Source organism: Streptomyces sp. NBC_00210, assembly GCF_045160975.1.
In the GTDB taxonomy this organism is placed as follows: domain Bacteria; phylum Actinomycetota; class Actinomycetes; order Streptomycetales; family Streptomycetaceae; genus Streptomyces.
This window is the reverse complement of sequence record NZ_CP108120.1, coordinates 7,312,633-7,330,494: the sequence shown is the minus strand read 5'-3', so window position 1 is coordinate 7,330,494 and position 17,862 is coordinate 7,312,633. Positions and strand designations below refer to the sequence as shown.

Genomic DNA, 17,862 nt, shown 5'->3' with positions numbered 1-17,862 from the left:
GGGCCACCGGCATCGCAGGCGCACCCAATCCCGCGCCCGACCCGCGCTGACGCCGCCCGTCAGGCGACGAACGTCCGTGGCGCTTCCGTCCCGGTGCTCGCGCCCGTCTCGACAAGGCGCGCAGCCGCCGCGAGCCGTGCCGCCGCCTCGTCCGCGACCGGACCGCCGACCGTGAACGGCAGCCGTACATAGCCCTCGAAGGCCCCGTCGACTCCGAAGCGGGGCCCCGACGGCACCCGCACCCCCACCCGTTCGCCGACTTCGGCGATCCGGGAGCCGGAGAGACCTCCCGTGCGCACCCAGAGCGTGAGCCCGCCGCTCGGCACATCGAACTCCCAGTCGGGCAGCTCCCGGCGCACCGCCGCGACCAGCGCGTCACGGTTCTCGCGCGCCTGGGCCCGCCGGATGGCGACGGCCTGCTCCCACCCGCCGGTCTGCATCAGCCAGTTGACACCGAGCTGTTCCAGGACGGGGGTGCCCAGGTCGGCGTACGCGCGCGCCGCGACCAGCGAGCGGATCACGTCCGGCGCCGCACGCACCCAGCCGATGCGCATGCCCGCCCAGAACGCCTTGCTGGCCGAGCCGACCGTGAGGACCGTGCTGCCCGCCGGGTCGAAGGCGCAGACGGGCCGCGGCATCTCGATGTTCTCGTCCAGGTGGAGCTCGGACATGGTCTCGTCGACGACGAGGACCGTGCCGGCCGAACGCGCGGCGTCGACCAGGCGGCGGCGCTGGTCCTCGTCGGCCAGCGCGCCGGTCGGGTTGTGGAAGTCGGCCACCACATACGCGAGCCGGGGCGCCGCGTCGCGCAGCACCTGTCGCCAGCGCGGCAGGTCCCAGCCGGTGAGTCCTTCGGCCATGGCCACCGGTACGAGCCGGGCCCCGGCCTCACGCATCAGCTGCAGGATGTTGGCGTAGGAAGGGGATTCGACGGCGATGCGCTCGCCGCGTCCCGCGAAGAGATGGCAGATGGCGTCGATCGCGCCCATCGCGCCCGTGGTGACCATGATCTGCTCGGGCATGGTGGGGATGCCGCGCTCGGTGTAGCGGTCGGCGAGCATCTGACGCAGCGCGGGCAGACCCGCCGGGTAGTCGCCGTGCGTGTGGGCGTACGGCGGCAGTTCCTCCAGTGCGCCCTGGACTCCCCGGGTGAGCCAGGGCTCGGGCGCGGGCAGGGCCGCACAGCCGAGATCGATCATCGAGCCGAGCGACTCGGGCGGCAGGGGTTCCAGGCCGCGAGCGGGCAGCGGGTTCCCGGCCGGCACCGCGGTCCAACTGCCCGCTCCCCTGCGGGACTCCAGGAAGCCTTCGGCGCGCAGCGCCTCGTACGCCGCCGCGACGGTCGTGCGGCTGACGGACAGCGACAGCGCGAGTTCGCGTTCGGCCGGCAGCCGGGCGGCGACGGGGACTCGCCCTTCGAGGACGAGCAGCCGGATGCCGTCGGCGAGGGCACGGTAGGCGGGGGGCTTGCGGGTGCCGGGCCCGGCCGGGCGCGGCTGCTGGGAGGTGAGCTGCCGGGCGAGCTGGGCCGCGCCCACCGCCGAGGTCCACTGAGTCATGGAAATCAGTCCACCTTCCTCGAATTGGCCATGGTTGACGCTTGTTCTATAGCCACAGAGTGTCATGCGTCAGTCCACTACCACCAGAGGGGGGCGTCATGGTGACCGCTCGGTCCGCGCATCTCACCCGCAGGGTGCTGCAGCTCTACATCGGTCTGGCGCTCTACGGAGTGAGCTCCGCGCTCCTTGTGCGCGGCGGGCTCGGGCTTGAGCCGTGGGGGGTGCTGCATCAGGGTCTGGCCGAGCGGACGGGGCTGACCATCGGCGTCGTGTCGATCATCGTCGGCGCGCTCGTGCTCCTGCTGTGGATCCCGATCCGACAGCGCCCGGGGCTCGGCACGGTCTCCAATGTCTTCGTCATCGGCATCGCGATGGACGGCACGCTCGCGCTGGTCCCGGACGTGCACGGGCTCGGGGCGCAGATTCCGGTGATGATCGTGGGCATCGTGCTCAACGGCGTGGCGACGGGCCTGTACATCTCCGCCCGCTTCGGCCCGGGCCCGCGCGACGGCCTGATGACGGGTCTCCACCGGCTCACCGGCCGTTCGATCCGGCTGGTCCGTACGGCGATCGAGGTGGCCGTGGTCGCGACCGGTTTCGTACTCGGCGGTTCGGTGGGAGTCGGAACGGTCGCCTACGCCCTGGCCATCGGGCCGCTGGCGCAGCTGTTCCTGCGCGTCTTCGCCATCCCTGATCAGCACGGCGGCAGCACGGTCGTCGCCCGCGGGACACCTGAGCAGGCGATACTACGGGGGTGACCCGCGTACTCCACCGTTATCTGGACCATCCCTCCACGCTCGCCTTCGCCCATCGCGGCGGCGCTGCGGACGGGATCGAGAACACCGCGGCCGCCTTCCGGCGGGCCGCCGGTCTCGGCTACCGCTACTTCGAGACCGATGTGCACACCACGGCGGACGGCAAGCTGGTCGCCTTCCACGACACGACACTGGACCGGGTCACGGACGCGCGCGGCAAGCTCGCGGAGCTGCCCTGGAGCGAGGTACAGCAGGCCAGGGTCGGGGGCAAGGAGCCGCTCGCGCTCTTCGAGGACCTCCTCGACGAGTTCCCGGACGCCCGCTGGAACGTGGACATCAAGGCGGAGCCCGCGCTGGTCCCGCTGGTCGATCTGATCCGCCGGGCGGGCGCCTGGGACCGGGTGTGCATCGGCTCGTTCTCGGAGGGCAGGGTGACGCGGGCGATGCGCCTCGCGGGCCCGCGGCTTGCGACCTCGTACGGCGTACGCGGTGTGGTGGGCCTGCGGCTGCGCTCGTACGGCATCCCGGCGGCCCTTCGGATGGGCGCCGTCTGTGCACAGGTCCCGGAGTCCCAGGGCGGCATCCGGGTGGTCGACCGGCGCTTTGTGCGCGCGGCGCACGCGCGGGGTCTGCAGGTCCATGTCTGGACCGTGAATGAAGCGGATCGGATGGCCGCACTCCTGGACCTGGGCGTGGATGGCATCATGACCGATCATCTGGAGACGTTGCCCACGGTATTGACCGACCGGGGAGTCTGGGTCTGAACCCCGCGCGTCTGCACAACGGGACGAGCGAGGGGGCGCGGGGTGACGATCGACACCGCGGACCGGACGACCGGGACGAATGAGCGCAGGCGCGAGCAACACGGCTGGTATTTCTACGACTTCGCCTGCTCGGTCTATTCGACGAGTGTGCTGACGGTCTTCCTGGGGCCGTATCTGACGTCCGTGGCGAAGGCCGCGGCGGATGCCGAGGGCTTTGTGCATCCGCTGGGCATTCCCATACGCGCGGGCTCGGTCTTCGCGTACGCCGTGTCGATCTCGGTGGTGCTCGCTGTGCTGGTGATGCCGCTGGCGGGCGCGGCGGCGGACCGTACGGGCCGCAAGAAGCCACTGCTGGCTGCGGCGGCGTACGTGGGAGCGACCGCGACGGCGGGGATGTTCTTCCTGGACGGTGACCGGTATCTGCTCGGCGCGTTCCTGCTGATCGTCGCGAACGCGTCCCTGTCGGTGTCGATGGTGCTCTACAACGCGTATCTGCCGCAGATCGCGGAGCCGGACGAGCGTGACACGGTGTCCTCACGGGGCTGGGCGTTCGGGTACACATCGGGCGCGCTGGTGCTGGTGCTCGATCTGGTCCTGTACTCGGGCCACGATTCGTTCTCGCTCTCCGAAGCGGCGGCGGTACGGATCTGTCTGGCGTCGGCCGGACTGTGGTGGGGGGCTTTCACCTTGGTGCCGCTGCGGCGTCTGCGGGACCGGCAGACGGCGCCGAGCGGCGAGGGCGCGGTGGGCTCCGGCTGGCGACAGCTGCTGGCCACGCTGCGGGACATGCGCAGGCATCCGCTGACGCTGTCGTTCCTGCTGGCGTATCTGATCTACAACGACGGCGTTCAGACGGTGATCTCACAGGCGTCGATCTACGGCTCCGAGGAGCTGGACCTCGATCAGACGACACTGATCACCGCGGTGCTGCTGGTGCAGGTGCTGGCGGTGGTGGGCGCGCTGGGCATGGGGCGGCTGGCCAGGACCCATGGCGCCAAGCGCACCATCCTCGCTTCGCTCGCCCTGTGGACGCTGATCCTGGCGGCGGGATACTTCCTGCCGGCCGGGGCGCCGGTCTGGTTCTTCGCGCTGGCCGGCGCGATCGGGCTGGTGCTGGGCGGCAGTCAGGCGCTGTCGAGGTCGCTGTTCTCACATTTGGTGCCGCGCGGCAAGGAGGCGGAGTACTTCTCGGCGTACGAGATGAGCGACCGCGGGCTGAGCTGGCTGGGGCCGCTGGTGTTCGGCCTCGCGTACCAGCTGACCGGCAGTTATCGCGATGCGATCATCTCTTTGGTGGTCTTCTTCGCGCTCGGATTCGTGCTGCTTGCGCGGGTGCCGGTGAGGCGCGCGGTGGCCGCCGCGGGCAACCCGGTGCCGGAGCGGATTTAGACGTTGAAGTGAAAGGCCGGTAGTGTACGCCTTTGGCCTGCCAGGCGGACCGTTACTGCGCGCTGAAGAAGTGAAATCACTGGGTGACACTTTCTGTCAGATGTGACAAACCGGGCACTGGTGGGTACCCAAACCCTGGATAAGCAGCGGCACGACGGGCGACGCATGACCCGGAACGGGAATCTTTACTGCCGACCGGACGTTGACCGGATGACGACGACAGCGACACCTGTCCTGTGGGCGACAAGCCCGGGAGGCACGATTCATGAGTGAGCGAGCTCTCCGCGGTACGCGCCTCGTGGTTACCAGCTACGAGACGGACCGCGGCATCGATCTGGCCCCGCGCCAGGCGGTGGAGTACGCATGCCAGAACGGACATCGTTTTGAGATGCCGTTCTCGGTAGAGGCGGAGATTCCGCCGGAGTGGGAGTGCAAGGCGTGCGGCGCCCAGGCACTCCTGGTGGACGGGGATGGCCCCGAAGAGAAGAAGGGCAAGCCGGCGCGAACGCACTGGGACATGCTCATGGAGCGGCGCACCCGCGAGGAGCTGGAGGAGGTGCTGGCCGAGAGGCTGGCGGTCCTGCGCTCCGGCGCCATGAACATCGCCGTGCATCCGCGCGACAGCCGGAAGTCCGCCTGACCGCGTAACACCGCACGTACAGCGTCATACGACAACGACACAACAGCCGCGGGCCGTCTCACAGCGAGTGTGAGACGGCCCGCGGCTGTTGTGTGCGGCTTCCCGGTGCGCTCGCCGTCAGTCCCCGCGCTCCCCCTCAGGGAGTCAGCGGCGGCCTGGGGCCCTCGGCCTCGTAGTTGCGCGGCGGAGGCGTCCCGTCCGGCCGGATGACCTCACCCTGCACGATCTTTCCGTCCGGCCGGTGAATGCGGGCTTGCTGGAAGGCGTCTCCCAGGCTGCCCGGCGCCGCGGCGCGCATACGGCGCTGCAGCGACCGTTCCGTGTACCGCCCGAGCGCCGCACGTACCGGCGGCAGCAGAAGCAGCAGACCCGCCGCGTCGGAGATCAGGCCGGGCAGCATCAGGAGCAGTCCGCCGAGCATCAGGAAGCCGTTGCCCGTGCTGCCCTTGTCCGAGTTTGCCTTGCCCGCGCCGGAGTCGGCAGCCGGGCTCTGGCCGGCCTGCTGTTGCTGCAGGGTCTCGGTCAGACTGCGGAAAGCCCGGCGACCGGCCCGCTTGATGACGGCGGCGCCGAGGATTGCGCCGCCGACCAGCAGGGCGAGGACGGTGAGTCCGCCGGCCTCTCCCGCGACGAGGGTGAGCAGCCAGACCTCGAGCACCAGCCAGGCGGCTATGCCGAGCGGGACGAGGTTGCGGGCGCATGAGCGCTTCGGGGCTGTCGGGGTCGGTGCGCCGGTCGTCATGCTCCCAGTGTGCCTGGGCGCCCGCTGGAGCGGCGTAAGCGGCCGATCAGTAAGGGGCCGGTCAAGGAGACTGCTTGCGCCCGAGCAGACGATTCGCCCGGTCTCCCACTCCCCAGGCGGTGACCCGCCACAGCGCCTCCACGACGATGTCCCGGTTCATTTTGGAGTCGCCGAGTTCGCGCTCGACGAAGGTGATCGGGACTTCCACGACGTGGTATCCGGCGGCGACGGCCCGGCGGGCGAGGTCGACCTGGAAGCAGTAGCCCTGGGAGGCCACTTCGGCAAGACCGAGGCCTTCGAGGGTCTCGGCCCGGAAGGCGCGGAAGCCGCCGGTGACGTCCCGGATGGGGACGCCGAGCAGGAGCCGGGAGTAGGTGCTGCCGCCGCGGGAGAGGAACTCGCGGTGCTTGGGCCAGTTGACCACGCGGCCGCCGGGGACCCAGCGCGAGCCGAGCACCAGGTCCGCACCCTTGAGGGCGGTCAGCAGCCGCGGCAGTTCCTCCGGCTGGTGTGAGCCGTCGGCATCCATTTCGACGAGTACGCCGTAGCCGTGCTCGATCCCCCAGGCGAAGCCCGCGAGGTAGGCCGCGCCCAGGCCCTCCTTGCCCTTGCGGTGCAGGATGTGCACCTGCTGGTCCTGGGCCGCGATCTCATCGGCGATCTTGCCAGTGCCATCAGGGCTGTTGTCGTCGGCGACGAGAATGTCCGCATCGGGCACGGCCGCGCGCACCCGGGAGACGATCGGCTTGATGTTCTCGGCCTCGTTGTAGGTCGGGATGATCACCAAGGCTCTGCCGAGCGGGCCGTACCGCCGCTGACCGCCGTCATTCACTGCTGCCCCTTAAAGTCCGTGCACAGAGCCCCACCATAGCGAGCGCACGGTGCGGGGATACGGCGGCACGGACCTGGGATGTCGTGTGCCGGGTGACGGGGTGTGGGCAAGGCCCCTTGGGCCGCGGATCAGGACCCGGCGTCCTTCGGGCCGACCTGGGGCCCGCTGGCTGCGGGTCGACCGAGAGCCGTTGTCTACTGAACGCCGGGCCCCACCCGGGTCTCACCTGCCGACCGGCTGAAACCTTCCCTCGGCCCCCGAGGCGCGGGCGCTGAACCTGGCTCCCAGTGGCAGTGGGCCGGTGCGGCACACTGCCCCATGACCCAGCGGCGTTCGACGACTGCGTGGAGGTTTGCCGGTCGGACGTCCTGCGGTGGACTCGGCCGAACCTACCGGCCGGTGGGCGCTCTGTGTCAACAGTCGCCTGATCTGCGAGGTTTGCCCAAATCAGCAGGTCAGCACGGAAGATCCGCAGGTCGCGGCCGAGCGTGGGGAGCAACGATCGGCCGTACGAAATATCCGCACGTCACTCGTTCGGCCGCGCAAAGACGGTTTGTCCGAAGACCACTGTCCGCAGGCAGACGGGCAGTTCGGCGCCGGGGGTGAGGTCGGGCAGGCCGGGAGTGCCGGAACGCGGGTCGGTGGACCAGCGGGCGACGCGGTCGTCGGGTGCCTGGACGACAAGTTCCTCGGTGCGCCACACGGCGTAGTCGGCAGGTGCGCCCGGGACCAGGACGCCGGCGTCGTCGCGGCCGATGGCACGCCAGCCGCCGCGCGTGTGGGCGGTGAAGGCGGCCCGCGCGGAGACCCGGTGCTCGGGGGTGCGGTGGAAGGCCGCGGCTCGAACGGTGCCCCAGGGGTCCAGCGGCGTCACGGGGCTGTCCGAGCCGAAGGCGAGGGGAACTCCGGCGCGCAGTAGCGCGGCATACGGGTTCAGAGTGCGAGCCCGCTCGACGCCCAGGCGCTGCGCGTACATCCCCTCGTCGCCGCCCCAAGCTGCGTCGAAGGCGGGCTGCACGGAGGCCGTGAGGCCGAACTCCGCGAAGGCCGCGATGGTTTCGGGGGTGAGCATTTCGGCGTGCTCGACGCGGTGCCGGGCGGCGCGGACGCGGGCGAGGCCGAGTGCGTCGGCGGCGGCCCGGACGCCGTCGACGACCGCGGTGAGCGCCGCGTCGCCGATGGCGTGGAAGCCGGCCTGCAGTCCGGCCTCGGTGCAGGCGGTGACATGGGCGGCGACGGCGGCCGCGTCGAGGTGGGCGGTGCCGGTGTGTACCGCGTCCGCGTACGGGGTGTGCAGGCAGGCGGTGTGCGAGCCGAGGGAGCCGTCGACGAAGAGATCACCGGCGGCGCCGATCGCGCCGAGTTCGCGGATGCGCTGGGCGTCCTTCGCATTCGCGACCCGTTCGGCCCAGTAGCCGAAGACCCGGGGGCCCGGCTCGGCCTCGGCCAGTGCCAGCAGGGACGTGAAGTCGTCCTCGTCACAGATGTCGGGCCCCGCGCACTCATGGACGGTGCCGATGCCGAGCGATGCGGCCCGCCGGAGGGCTGCACGCTGGGCGGCGGCGCGCTGGGCGGGGGTGATCGCGCCATGGGCGGCGGCGCGCACGGCGTGGTGTGCAGCGCCGGTCAGCGGCGCCTCGGGGTGGTGGCCGTCGAGCCCGGTGACGCCGGGGACGCGGTCGAGCAGGGCGGTGGTGACCACGGCCGAGTGGACGTCGATCCTGGGCAGATAGAGAGGACGGCCGCCGCTCGCCACGTCGAGTTCGGCGCGGGACGGTGGGCGCTGCTCGGGCCAGCGCGAGGCGTCCCAGCCGTGACCGAGGAGAACCGTGTCGCCGGGGTGTGCGGCGCTGTGCTCCCGTACGAGAGCGAGAGCGTCGGCCAGGGTGCGGGCGCCGGACAGGTCGAGGCCGGTGAGGGCGAGGCCGGTCGCCGTGGTGTGCACATGTGCGTCGGTGAACGCCGGGGTGACCAGAGCCCCTTCGAGGTCGATCACCTCGTCGACCCCGGTGGCGAAGGCGTCGGCGGCGCCCTCGGAGCCCACCCAGGCGACATGTCCTCGTTCGACGACCATCGCCGTGGCGAAGGGGTCGGCGGGGCTGTGGACTTCTCCACCGCGCAGCAGCACGGTGCCGTGTTCACTCTGGGGGGCGGGGCTCTCGGTCATGGGGACCAGCCTAGATTCGCGGCGGGCGTGCCTCGTACGGGGTGGAGAGCACGACCGTCGTGCGCGTGGAGACCCCGGACAGCGAGCGGATGTGGGTGAGCAGGTGCTCCAGCTCCAGCGGGGTCGCGACCCGCACCTTGAGGATGTAGTTCTCGTCGCCCGCGACGCTGTGGCAGGCCTCGATCTCGGGTACGTCGGCGAGACGTTCTGCGATGTCGTCGGGCGCGCTCGGGTCGAAGGGTTTGACGGAGATGAACGCCGTCAGCGGCAGCCCGACGGCCTCGGGGTCGACGACGGCGGCATAGCCGCGGATGACGCCACGCTGTTCCAGGCGGCGGACGCGCTGATGCACCGCCGAGGTGGACAGGCCGGTGGCCTTGCCCAGGTCGGTGTAGCTCATCCGCCCGTCCTTGACGAGCAATTCCACGATCTGTCTGTCCAGCTCCTCCATGCGGATCAACCTATTGCCCCAGGTCGCTTCCGGCACAGTCCTTGCGGCCCGCGGAGGCACCTGCGGCGGGCATGTGACGAATGCCACAGGCTCGCCGCACGGTCCGTCGTGACCGCACGGTTACCCGCCGGGCGGGTGGGGAATTGCTTGCTGTGGTCGAGGCCGCAAGTGCCTGGTCGGCCCACCCGAGGGGGAGATTCTCCATGCAGAGTGTCAAGAACACCGGACGTACCGAACCGGAGCCTGTCGATTCGGCCGAACAGGCTGATATCGAAGAGCTCGACGCGTACGACACCTTTGAGATGTACCGGGTCATCTGCCCGGACTGCGCACAGCCCATCGCACTCCTCGCGGACGAGGACGTCCTGCCGGAGCATGCGCTGTGCCCCACGCCGTGGAACCCGTTCGGGCTCACCGTCTGCGCCGGCACCGGCCGTACCGCCGCGCAGGCCCGCCCTGCCGACGAGACACTCGAGGTCCAGGAGCAGGACACCGCACTGCTGCTGACCCTTCCTCAGGGGCTCGACTGGCGGACGCAGCCCTTCTCGCATGTCGGCGGCCCGGGCTCGCGCCCGGTGCGGGTGCCGCATCCGCGGCGCCACGCCGCGTAGGTCCGGACAGGGCCTGGATCCTAGGTCCAGTAGCTTCCCTGCACCATGGCGGCGAGACTGCCGTGGTGCAGGATCAGGCTGTCGGGGTCCCGTGGGACCTGGACCTCGCCGAAATGGACCTGGCGGTAGGCGACGCGCAGCATGACGATCCCGTGCCGCAGGGCCGCGTACAACGTGTAGAAGTCCATGTCCCGCGGCGTGTGGCCGGTGTGTTCGGCATAGCGCCGTTCGATGGCGTCGCGGCGCAGGAAGTCCGGCAGGCCACGCTGCCCGAAGCTCACGGTCAGGTCCTGGAAGAAGCGGTGCAGATAGACCGTCCAGCCGAGGTCGACCTCGCGCGGTGCGTAGGCAGCCATCTCCCAGTCGAGTACGGCCGCGGGCTCGAAGCCGTCGTAGATGATGTTGCCGATGCGGGCGTCGCCCCAGTTGAGGACCGTCTCGCCCTCGTCCGCCGGCCAGTGCGCGTCGAGCCAGTCGAAGGCGGTCTCGATGAGCGGTGAACGTGGCAGGCCCTCCACCACCCAGGCGTAGTACGCCCGTTGGGCATCCACGTGGCGGCGCAGCGCGCTGCCTTCGACCGGCCCGACCGGGTGCTGGTCGTGCAGTCGGGCGATGAGGGCGACAGTGGACTCCTCCAGGGCGGCACGTTCCGTGTCGCTCGCTGCGTGCAGCCAATTGCCCTCGTACGTATAAGGCATGACGTCGGGCGGCACTCTGCCCTCGACGCGCTCCATCACGAAGAACGGCGCCCCGAGCGGCCCGGGATCCTCCTCCAGCCACAGCACGCGCGGGACCGGGATGTCGGTGTGCTCGGCGACGCCGCGCATGGTGCGGTACTGCAGCGCCATGTCGTAGACCGGGAAGATCGTGTACGCGGCGGGGTCGGCGGCGAGACGCAACGCACAGGCCCTTACGGGCGGTTCGGGGTGCTCGATGTCGAAGAGCAGCGTCTCGCTCGACATTCCGTTGGACTCCGGGACCCGTACGCCGCACACCTCGGCGCCGGGCAGCCGGGCGTCCAGCCAGGCGGTGAGACGGCGCGCGAGCTCTTCGGGGTCACGAGTGGTGGTGCGGGGGCGTGGTGCCGTGGCCATGGCGATCCTCCTCGCTGGTGGACGTGACGCCGGCGACGGAGTCATAGCCGGTGAAGCCGCTCGGGTCGTGCCGGCCGAAGCTGCCGTGCTCGAAGATCCCGTGGCCGACCCTGCCGTCCAGCGTGAAGCGGGCGGAGTGGTCGATGACGCCGAAGGCGGCCATGGGGTGCGCGGCGGGGTCGGCGAGGTCGTAGCTCCGCCGGTCCGTCCAGCCCCGGCCCTGCCAGCTGCCGTGCTGCCAGTCGGTCGCGGGCGGGTAGCCGGCGCCGATGGCCAGCGGCGAGGAGGCAAGGATCTCGACGCCGACCTCCAGGGGTCCCCGTGCCGGATCGGTGAGATGCAGGACCGCGCGATCGGGGTGGCGGGTGCCGGGGCGGTAGGTGATGTCGGCCCGGGGCCAGCCGAGTTGAAGGTCGCGTCGGCCGTTGCGTACGAGCAGCGCCTCGTTGAGGGTGCGGTAGCCGTCGGCGTCCTCCTGCGCGATCACCATCAGGAAGCGGTCGTCGAAGCGGACGGGGATCCAGAGCCAGTGGAAGCCCTCGGGCCGCAGCTCGTCAGCGGCGCGGCCGCCCTCCTCGCCGGGTATGGGCCGCACACCCCAGCTGCGGTCGCGGGTGCCGGTCCACTCCCCCGCGCTCACCGGTATCTCCTCGCCGGCGACGCGGATCGAGCCGGTGCAGCTGCCCGCCTGGACGAAGCGGCGCCCTTCGAGCATCAGGCGGTCGCCGCGGCGCTGGATGTGGTGCGGTTCCCAGACCGCCGGGAAGTCCGCGCTCCAGGTGATGTCGTACGAGAGTGAGCCGGGGTCGTCCGGGTCGGCGTCGCAGTGCAGGGTGAGGGTGCGCAGCGGCTCGTCGACGGTGATCCGCAGCGGTCCGACCGTGAGGTTCATACGGTCGTCGGTGAGGGCGTCGGACGCGCGCACCGCGTACAGCGTCTCCCCGAGGCGCAAAGTGGCGTAGGCGTCGATGACTCCGGTGTTGGGGTAGACGCCGAGGCCGACGATGAGCAGCGCGCGGCCCGCGTGGTCGAAGACCTGGAAGATGCACCGGTCGTAGGCGTTGCGGTCGCCGGTGACCAGGTGCTTCATCGACAGTGGCGCCTGGTGGACCGGGTATTCGTCGAGGGCGATCGGGCGGTCGTCGGACACGGCTGACCTCCTGGGCAAGGGAATTGACGGTACGTCAGAAACCCACCCGAAGACCAGACCGGAACGCCATGCCCCGCGGGCCGCGCGGGGAAAGGCGGCGAACTGTTAGCCGGTTCGCCCGCGAAACCACCCACCGAGCAGCAACCACCAACGCCCCCTGGCCCACGGCAACCACGAACCAGGAGGACTGAGCTCCCTGGCCCACGGCAACCACGAACCAGGAGGACTGAGCGTCAGCGAGTCTCAGGTCCGGCCAAGTGACGTGCGATAACCATCCGCTGGATCTGGTTGGTGCCCTCCACGATCTGGAGCACCTTCGCCTCGCGCATATAGCGCTCGACCGGGAAGTCCAGGGTGTACCCGTAGCCGCCGAGCACCTGGACGGCGTCGGTGGTGACGCTCATCGCCGTGTCCGTGCAGAACAGCTTGGCCATTGCCGCCTGCTGGGAGAACGGCCGGCCCGCATCACGCAGCCGGGCCGCGGCGAGGTAGAGCGCACGGCCCGCCTCGATCCGGGTGGCCATGTCGGCGAGCATGAAGCGCAGCCCCTGGAAGTCGGCGATGGGCCTGCCGAACTGCTGACGCCCGGTGGCATACGAGACGGCCTCGTCGAGGGCCGCCTGGGCGACGCCGATGGCGCAGGCAGCGATGCCGAGCCGCCCCGAGTCGAGGGCGGAGAGCGCAATCGCGAAGCCCTGGCCCTCGTCGCCGATCCGGCGGGAGTCGGGAACACGCACGCCGTCGAAGTGCAGCTGGGCGGTGGGCGAGCCCTTCATGCCCATCTTCTTCTCGAGTGCGGCGGCGTTCAGCCCCGGCACATCTCCGGGGACCAGGAAGGCAGTGATGCCGCGGGCGCCTTCCCCGCCGGTGCGGGCCAGCACCGTGTAGAAGTCGGCGATCCCGCCGTGGGTGATCCAGGACTTGGTGCCGGTGATCACCCAGCTGTCGCCGTCGCGCACCGCCTTGGTGCGCAGTGATGCGGCGTCCGAGCCGGATGCGGGCTCGGAGAGGCAGTACGCGCCGAGCAGGCCGCCGCCGAGCATGGCGGGCAGATGCTCCCCCTGCTGCTCCTTGGAGCCGTAGCCGGCGAGCGCATGGCAGGCGAGGGAGTGGACGCTGACACCGAGGCCGACGGTGAGACGGGCCCCGGCGAGCTCTTCGAGTACCTGGAGATAGACCTCGTACGGCTGATCTCCGCCGCCGTACTCGGAGTCGTACGGCAGGCCGAGCAGTCCGGACTCGGACAGGAGCGAGAACACCTCGCGCGGGAAGCGCCCGGAGTCCTCCTCCTCGGCCGCCCGGGGAGCGATCTCCCGCTGGATGATGTCGTGTACCAGGGCGATCAGATCCCTGGACTCCTCGGTGGGCAGTTGACGATCCACCGGCTGCGGGGCGCGGTCGGGCATTGCGGCGCTCTCCTCCCTGTCGGGCGCTGCGGCGGTCGCGCGCGAAGGGTGTGGGCGCGCCGCCGGTCTTACTGCCAGGCCGATGCTGCCCTTCCGGATCACGAAAGAGGCTCGACGGCGGCTGTGGCGCGTTGAGTATGCCCGATCAGCGGACTTACGTCACGGGCGGACCGTCCGACCCCCCTTACCTGGCGGCGCGCGGGAAATTGGTCCGAACCATTGACCCAATGGTCTAGTCCTTCTACCGTTTCCCTTCAGCGCATGGCCGCGTTCATGCCAAAGAAGCCCGACGGTCCACCGCATGTCCCCCACTCGCTCTCCCCCTCCCCCACGAGGAGACCTGATGCTCGGACTCCACCGCCGCCCCCGCGCCCGGCTGAAGGCGCTCATCGCCGCCGCCTGTACCGCCGCGATCGGCGCGACCCTGTTCACCGGCGCCCACTTCGCCTCCGCCGCAAAGCCGACCGCGCAGGCCGCCGCCGCGCCGAAGGCCGGCAGCAAGGTGGTCGGCTACTTCACCGAATGGGGCGTTTACGACCGCAACTACCACGTCAAGAACATCCAGACCTCCGGGTCGGCGAACAAGCTCACCCACATCAACTACGCCTTCGGCAACGTTCAGGGCGGCAAGTGCACGGTCGGCGACTCCTTCGCCGACTACGAGAAGACCTACACCGCCGCACAGAGCGTCGACGGCGTCGCAGACACCTGGGACCAGCCGCTTCGAGGCAGCTTCAACCAGCTGCGCAAGCTGAAGAAGCTGCACCCGGGCCTCAAGGTGCTGTGGTCCTTCGGCGGCTGGACCTGGTCCGGCGGCTTCGGTCAGGCCGCGGCCAACCCCGCCGCCTTCGCCCAGTCCTGCTACAACCTGGTCGAGGACCCCCGCTGGAAGGATGTCTTCGACGGCATCGACATCGACTGGGAGTACCCCAACGCCTGCGGTCTGAACTGCGACACCAGCGGGCGCGAGTCCTTCAAGAACCTGCTGTCCGCGCTGCGCTCGAAGTTCGGCAGCTCCAACCTGGTGACCGCGGCAATCACCGCGGACGCCTCGTCCGGCGGCAAGATCGAGAAGGCGAACTACGCGGGCGCTGCCCAGTACGTCGACTGGTACAACCCGATGACGTACGACTTCTTCGGCGCCTGGGCGGCGCAGGGGCCCACCGCCCCGCACTCGCCGCTCACCTCCTACACCGGCATTCCGCAGCAGGGCTTCAACACGGACGCGGCGATCAAGAAGCTCAAGGGCCTCGGCATCCCGTCCTCGAAGCTGCTGCTCGGGATCGGCTTCTACGGACGCGGCTGGACGGGCGTGACACAGAAGGCGCCCGGCGGGACCGCGACGGGCGCCGCGCCCGGCAAGTACGAGCCGGGCATCGACGACTACAAGGAACTGAAGTCCAAGTGCCCGGCCAACGGGACGGTCGCCGGGACGGCGTACGCGCACTGCGGTAACCAGTGGTGGAGTTACGACACCCCCTCCACGATCGCCGGAAAGATGACCTACAAGAACCAGCAGGGTCTGGGCGGAACCTTCTTCTGGGAGCTCAGCGGTGACACCTCGAACGGAGAGCTGATCAAGGCCATCAACTAGGTCCTGACCGGTCGAAGACGGTGATGCGAGGGCGGGCGGCCGACGCGGTCGCCCGCCCTCGTCTCATGCTTCGAACGATGCGCGCCTCACACCTCGGCCGGGGCCCGCCTCACGCCTCGACCGGCGCGCGCACAGAATCGGTAAGGGCCACGGGCAGCGGCTCGTTCGGCGGTTCCGGGCACTCCGGCTCGAACTCCGCGATCGTTCGCACCGTGCCGCGCAGCAACCGCATCAACAGCGCGCACACGGTCTCCCGCTTCAGCTCCTGGCTCCCCAGCCAGTCGAGCGTGATCCCCTCGACGCTGCTGAGCCAGCCGAGCAGCGCGAGCCGGGCGAGCATGGGGATGTCGCGCCTGCCGTACGCGCCGTCGGCGATGGTCGCGATCAACTCCTCGCGCACCGCGTCCCGTATGGACTGCACCTGGGTGTCGAAGCCGACGCCGCCGGTGACGATCGTGCGGAACGCCGCCTGGTGACTCTGCGCGTAGCGGAGATAGCCGTCGACCGTGCGGTACACGCGCTCGGCGCGCGGCAGCTCGGTGTCCTGGGCGGCGCGCGAGACGAGTTCGGCCACCGAGTCCTCGATGATGGCGAGGTAGTAGCCGCGTTTACTCTCGAAGTAGTAGTAGATCAGGCCCTTGGCGACCCCGGCATGGTTGGCGATGTCGTCCATCGAGAGCACGTCGTAGGAAGTGTCGGCGAACAACTTCCGTCCGGTTGCGATGAGTTCACCACGGCGCGCCTGGGATCTTCCGGTCACGCCACGCTGTTGACTACTATTCAAATTTGAGCCCTAGTCTCCAACTGCCACAGGATCACCGCAGTATGGCAGACCAGTGTGGAGCCGCTTCGGCGGACGGCGGAGGCCGTCCGGCGGGCTCTGCTCAGAGAAGGCCGAGCTGGGTCACGAGCATGGCGAGGACGACGACGAGGGTCCAGCCGAGGATGTGCTCGAGCACCTTGGAGCCGTCGTCGGGGCCGCCCGTGCGGGTGCCGGGCTCGACTCGGTCGGCGGTGGCAACGTTCGAAGTCATCGTGTCTCTCGCAGTCGTCCGGTAGGTGTGGCGCGTCCCCCGCTGACCCGTTCACAGTGCCAGCGACAACGGCCCCGGGTCAGTGACGCCCGTCACTGACCCGGGGGCGCGGGCCGGTGTCTCACTGGACGCCGAAGGCCGCCAGAGCCTTGCGCTGGGCGGCCGTGGGCCGGGCGGGCCAGTAGAGGTAGCAGACGCCGCCTGTGCCGGACACCACTTTGCCGGTGGCGTTGTAGCGCTTGGTGCGGAGCCAGATCTTCTCCCACTCGGCGCGCTTGTAGATACGGCGCACGGCCTCGTTGCTGGGCGACGCGGGATCGTTGGCGATCACATCGCCGCCCGCTGTGAAACCGATCACGGTCATCAGGTGGCCGGATGTGCCGTACCCCGCCCCGGTCAGCTCCTCCTTGAGGAAGGACTGCGACGTTATGGCCGGGATGCCGGCCCGGATCAGCGACTCCAGGTCGGTGAGCGAGGACAGCCGGGTGACGACCGCGTTCATGTCCGCGTACGTGGCCGCGTAGGCGGCGTTGAAGGGCCAGTTTCCGCAGCCCTTGTACTGGTGGTCGAAGGTGAAGCGTGCGGCATGACAGACCTGCGGGTCGGCGAAGGCCGGGTTCACCCAGGCCAGGTCGGCCGCGCTGGGCCCCCGGCCCCAGTACTCGATGATCATCTGCGAGGACGTGGGGCTGCACCAGGCCTCGCCGCCGTTGTCGTATTCGGGGTACTGGCCGGCGTGCGTGTTCTGCGAGTACCGCGGCACGGGCAGCTCGCGCGCGAGCCCCGGCGTCGAGGCGGGCACGGTGAAGCGGTCCGGGACGTCGGAAGCCATCGCGCCGAGCCGCCGGACGGTGGGCGTGAGGCTCGTTCCCGGCCTGCGGTAGAGGGTCAACCGCAGCTGGTACGAGTTCAGCCGCAGCCCGCTCGCCCCCTCCTGAGCAGCCGCAGTGTCGATCGAGAAGGTGTCGGTCCAGATGCTTGCCCTGCCGTCGCTCTGGTCGTCGAGCGAGGTGCGCCGGATGTCGCCGTCGCCCGCCGCCCAGCGGCCCATCACGAACCAGGGGGTCGAGGTCGCGTCGGAGTAGCGGCCCCGCAACTCGACCTGGAGCCAGGTGCCGGCGGGGGTGGACGCGTTCCAGGAGGCGACGACTTCCGTGGCGGGCACCCGGGAGATGTGGACGGGCGAGGTCCAGGTGCCGTACTCCCAGGTCGCGGTCCGCCCGGTGTGCGGGTCCGTGTAGTCGGTGCGGCCCGACGGAGCGGAGATGACGAGCCCGGGGCGGCTGCCCGCGACCGCGCGGGTGCCGGCGGCCGCGCCGGAGCGCCAGTCGGTGTACGAGGTCCAGAAGTGGTTGTCGATCCCCGAGGCGGGCACGACGCGTCCAGCGGGGTCTGCGGCCGGGACGGCGGCCGGTGCCGCTGCGGCCGGGACGGCGGCCGGTGCCGCTGCGGCCGGGACGGCGGCCGGTGCCGCTGCGGCCGGGACGGCGGCCGGTGCCGCTGCGGCCGGGACGGCGGAGGGGGAGAGCGCGCCGGTACCCGCCGCGGCCGCGATCGCGGCCCCCAGCACGGTCCTGCGCGAAGTCGGTCTGGCCATGGGACCCCCAAGTCAGGTGCGCGGCAGTGGGGCAACTATCGCCGGTCCTGGCGGGCTTCTGCCAGCGTCAGGAGGCG

At 70.4% G+C, this 17,862-nt stretch carries 17 protein-coding genes; 6 read left to right on the top strand and 11 right to left on the bottom strand.

Features of this window, described 5'->3' with window-relative positions; genetic code table 11:
• Positions 1–59 precede the first annotated feature (59 nt).
• Entirely contained in the window at positions 60–1,559 is a 1,500-nt protein-coding gene (locus tag OG729_RS33270; protein WP_360884775.1) for a PLP-dependent aminotransferase family protein, read from the bottom strand.
• Between the two features lie 98 nt (positions 1,560–1,657).
• On the opposite strand from OG729_RS33270, the gene OG729_RS33265 reads away from it, so the two are divergent.
• The 4 genes from OG729_RS33265 (at position 1,658) to OG729_RS33250 (ending at position 5,107) form a co-directional block, all read left to right on the top strand.
• Positions 1,658–2,317, top strand: a complete 660-nt coding sequence (locus tag OG729_RS33265; RefSeq protein ID WP_405809614.1) for a YitT family protein — start codon at positions 1,658–1,660, stop codon at positions 2,315–2,317.
• Positions 2,314–3,078, top strand: a complete 765-nt coding sequence (locus tag OG729_RS33260) for a glycerophosphodiester phosphodiesterase (RefSeq protein ID WP_405809612.1) — start codon at positions 2,314–2,316, stop codon at positions 3,076–3,078. Before OG729_RS33265 ends, OG729_RS33260 begins: the two co-directional genes overlap by 4 nt.
• 42 nt (positions 3,079–3,120) lie before the next feature.
• The gene (locus OG729_RS33255) at positions 3,121–4,467 is read left to right on the top strand and encodes an MFS transporter (protein WP_360884783.1); all 1,347 of its coding nucleotides are present in this window, start codon (positions 3,121–3,123) and stop codon (positions 4,465–4,467) included.
• 265 nt (positions 4,468–4,732) lie between these two features.
• Positions 4,733–5,107, top strand: a complete 375-nt coding sequence (locus OG729_RS33250) for an RNA polymerase-binding protein RbpA (protein ID WP_003959706.1) — start codon at positions 4,733–4,735, stop codon at positions 5,105–5,107.
• 136 nt (positions 5,108–5,243) lie between these two features.
• Here OG729_RS33250 and fxsA read toward each other — a convergent pair whose 3' ends face one another.
• From fxsA to OG729_RS33230, 4 genes are all read right to left on the bottom strand, one after another.
• Entirely contained in the window at positions 5,244–5,849 is a 606-nt protein-coding gene (gene fxsA / locus OG729_RS33245) for an FxsA family membrane protein (RefSeq protein WP_405809610.1), read from the bottom strand.
• Positions 5,850–5,910: 61 nt separating this feature from the next.
• On the bottom strand, positions 5,911–6,681 hold the full coding sequence (locus OG729_RS33240) for a polyprenol monophosphomannose synthase (RefSeq protein WP_360883617.1): 771 nt from the start codon (positions 6,679–6,681) through the stop codon (positions 5,911–5,913).
• Between the two features lie 526 nt (positions 6,682–7,207).
• Positions 7,208–8,848, bottom strand: a complete 1,641-nt coding sequence (locus OG729_RS33235) for an amidohydrolase (protein WP_405809608.1) — start codon at positions 8,846–8,848, stop codon at positions 7,208–7,210.
• Between the two features lie 10 nt (positions 8,849–8,858).
• Entirely contained in the window at positions 8,859–9,299 is a 441-nt protein-coding gene (locus OG729_RS33230; protein WP_360883610.1) for an Lrp/AsnC family transcriptional regulator, read from the bottom strand.
• Positions 9,300–9,502: 203 nt separating this feature from the next.
• On the opposite strand from OG729_RS33230, the gene OG729_RS33225 reads away from it, so the two are divergent.
• Positions 9,503–9,910, top strand: a complete 408-nt coding sequence (locus tag OG729_RS33225; RefSeq protein ID WP_360883607.1) for a hypothetical protein — start codon at positions 9,503–9,505, stop codon at positions 9,908–9,910.
• 20 nt (positions 9,911–9,930) lie between these two features.
• Here OG729_RS33225 and OG729_RS33220 read toward each other — a convergent pair whose 3' ends face one another.
• From OG729_RS33220 to OG729_RS33210, 3 genes are all read right to left on the bottom strand, one after another.
• Positions 9,931–11,004: a phosphotransferase family protein gene (locus OG729_RS33220; protein WP_405809606.1), complete on the bottom strand. Its 1,074-nt coding sequence runs from the start codon at positions 11,002–11,004 to the stop codon at positions 9,931–9,933.
• Complete coding sequence (locus OG729_RS33215; protein WP_405811369.1) at positions 10,967–12,094, bottom strand: hypothetical protein; 1,128 nt, start codon at positions 12,092–12,094, stop codon at positions 10,967–10,969. Before OG729_RS33215 ends, OG729_RS33220 begins: the two co-directional genes overlap by 38 nt.
• Positions 12,095–12,387: 293 nt before the next feature.
• Positions 12,388–13,560, bottom strand: a complete 1,173-nt coding sequence (locus OG729_RS33210; protein WP_405809604.1) for an acyl-CoA dehydrogenase family protein — start codon at positions 13,558–13,560, stop codon at positions 12,388–12,390.
• Between the two features lie 343 nt (positions 13,561–13,903).
• Here OG729_RS33210 and OG729_RS33205 point away from each other — a divergent pair, with 343 nt between their 5' ends.
• Complete coding sequence (locus OG729_RS33205) at positions 13,904–15,154, top strand: glycoside hydrolase family 18 protein (protein ID WP_360883596.1); 1,251 nt, start codon at positions 13,904–13,906, stop codon at positions 15,152–15,154.
• Between the two features lie 109 nt (positions 15,155–15,263).
• On the opposite strand, the gene OG729_RS33200 is transcribed toward OG729_RS33205, so the two are convergent.
• The 3 genes from OG729_RS33200 to OG729_RS33190 form a co-directional block, all read right to left on the bottom strand.
• Entirely contained in the window at positions 15,264–15,938 is a 675-nt protein-coding gene (locus OG729_RS33200; RefSeq protein WP_405809603.1) for a TetR/AcrR family transcriptional regulator, read from the bottom strand.
• A gap of 100 nt (positions 15,939–16,038) precedes the next feature.
• A complete protein-coding gene (locus OG729_RS33195; RefSeq protein WP_360883590.1) occupies positions 16,039–16,188 on the bottom strand; it encodes an SCO1431 family membrane protein in 150 nt (49 codons plus the stop codon).
• Positions 16,189–16,309: 121 nt separating this feature from the next.
• Complete coding sequence (locus tag OG729_RS33190) at positions 16,310–17,785, bottom strand: peptidase C39 family protein (protein WP_405809601.1); 1,476 nt, start codon at positions 17,783–17,785, stop codon at positions 16,310–16,312.
• Between the last annotated feature and the right edge of the window lie 77 nt (positions 17,786–17,862).

What these genes read in the sequence shown, in the direction of transcription:
- fxsA (WP_405809610.1), bottom strand. Translation starts at nt 5,849, where the DNA reads ATGACGACCGGCGCACCGACCCCGACAGCCCCGAAGCGCTCATGCGCC.
- OG729_RS33190 (WP_405809601.1), bottom strand. Translation starts at nt 17,785, where the DNA reads ATGGCCAGACCGACTTCGCGCAGGACCGTGCTGGGGGCCGCGATCGCG.
- OG729_RS33215 (WP_405811369.1), bottom strand. Translation starts at nt 12,094, where the DNA reads ATGAAGCACCTGGTCACCGGCGACCGCAACGCCTACGACCGGTGCATC.
- OG729_RS33205 (WP_360883596.1), top strand. Translation starts at nt 13,904, where the DNA reads ATGCTCGGACTCCACCGCCGCCCCCGCGCCCGGCTGAAGGCGCTCATC.
- OG729_RS33220 (WP_405809606.1), bottom strand. Translation starts at nt 11,004, where the DNA reads ATGGCCACGGCACCACGCCCCCGCACCACCACTCGTGACCCCGAAGAG.
- OG729_RS33265 (WP_405809614.1), top strand. Translation starts at nt 1,658, where the DNA reads ATGGTGACCGCTCGGTCCGCGCATCTCACCCGCAGGGTGCTGCAGCTC.
- OG729_RS33195 (WP_360883590.1), bottom strand. Translation starts at nt 16,188, where the DNA reads ATGACTTCGAACGTTGCCACCGCCGACCGAGTCGAGCCCGGCACCCGC.
- OG729_RS33235 (WP_405809608.1), bottom strand. Translation starts at nt 8,848, where the DNA reads ATGACCGAGAGCCCCGCCCCCCAGAGTGAACACGGCACCGTGCTGCTG.
- OG729_RS33210 (WP_405809604.1), bottom strand. Translation starts at nt 13,560, where the DNA reads ATGCCCGACCGCGCCCCGCAGCCGGTGGATCGTCAACTGCCCACCGAG.
- OG729_RS33250 (WP_003959706.1), top strand. Translation starts at nt 4,733, where the DNA reads ATGAGTGAGCGAGCTCTCCGCGGTACGCGCCTCGTGGTTACCAGCTAC.
- OG729_RS33225 (WP_360883607.1), top strand. Translation starts at nt 9,503, where the DNA reads ATGCAGAGTGTCAAGAACACCGGACGTACCGAACCGGAGCCTGTCGAT.
- OG729_RS33230 (WP_360883610.1), bottom strand. Translation starts at nt 9,299, where the DNA reads ATGGAGGAGCTGGACAGACAGATCGTGGAATTGCTCGTCAAGGACGGG.
- OG729_RS33270 (WP_360884775.1), bottom strand. Translation starts at nt 1,559, where the DNA reads ATGACTCAGTGGACCTCGGCGGTGGGCGCGGCCCAGCTCGCCCGGCAG.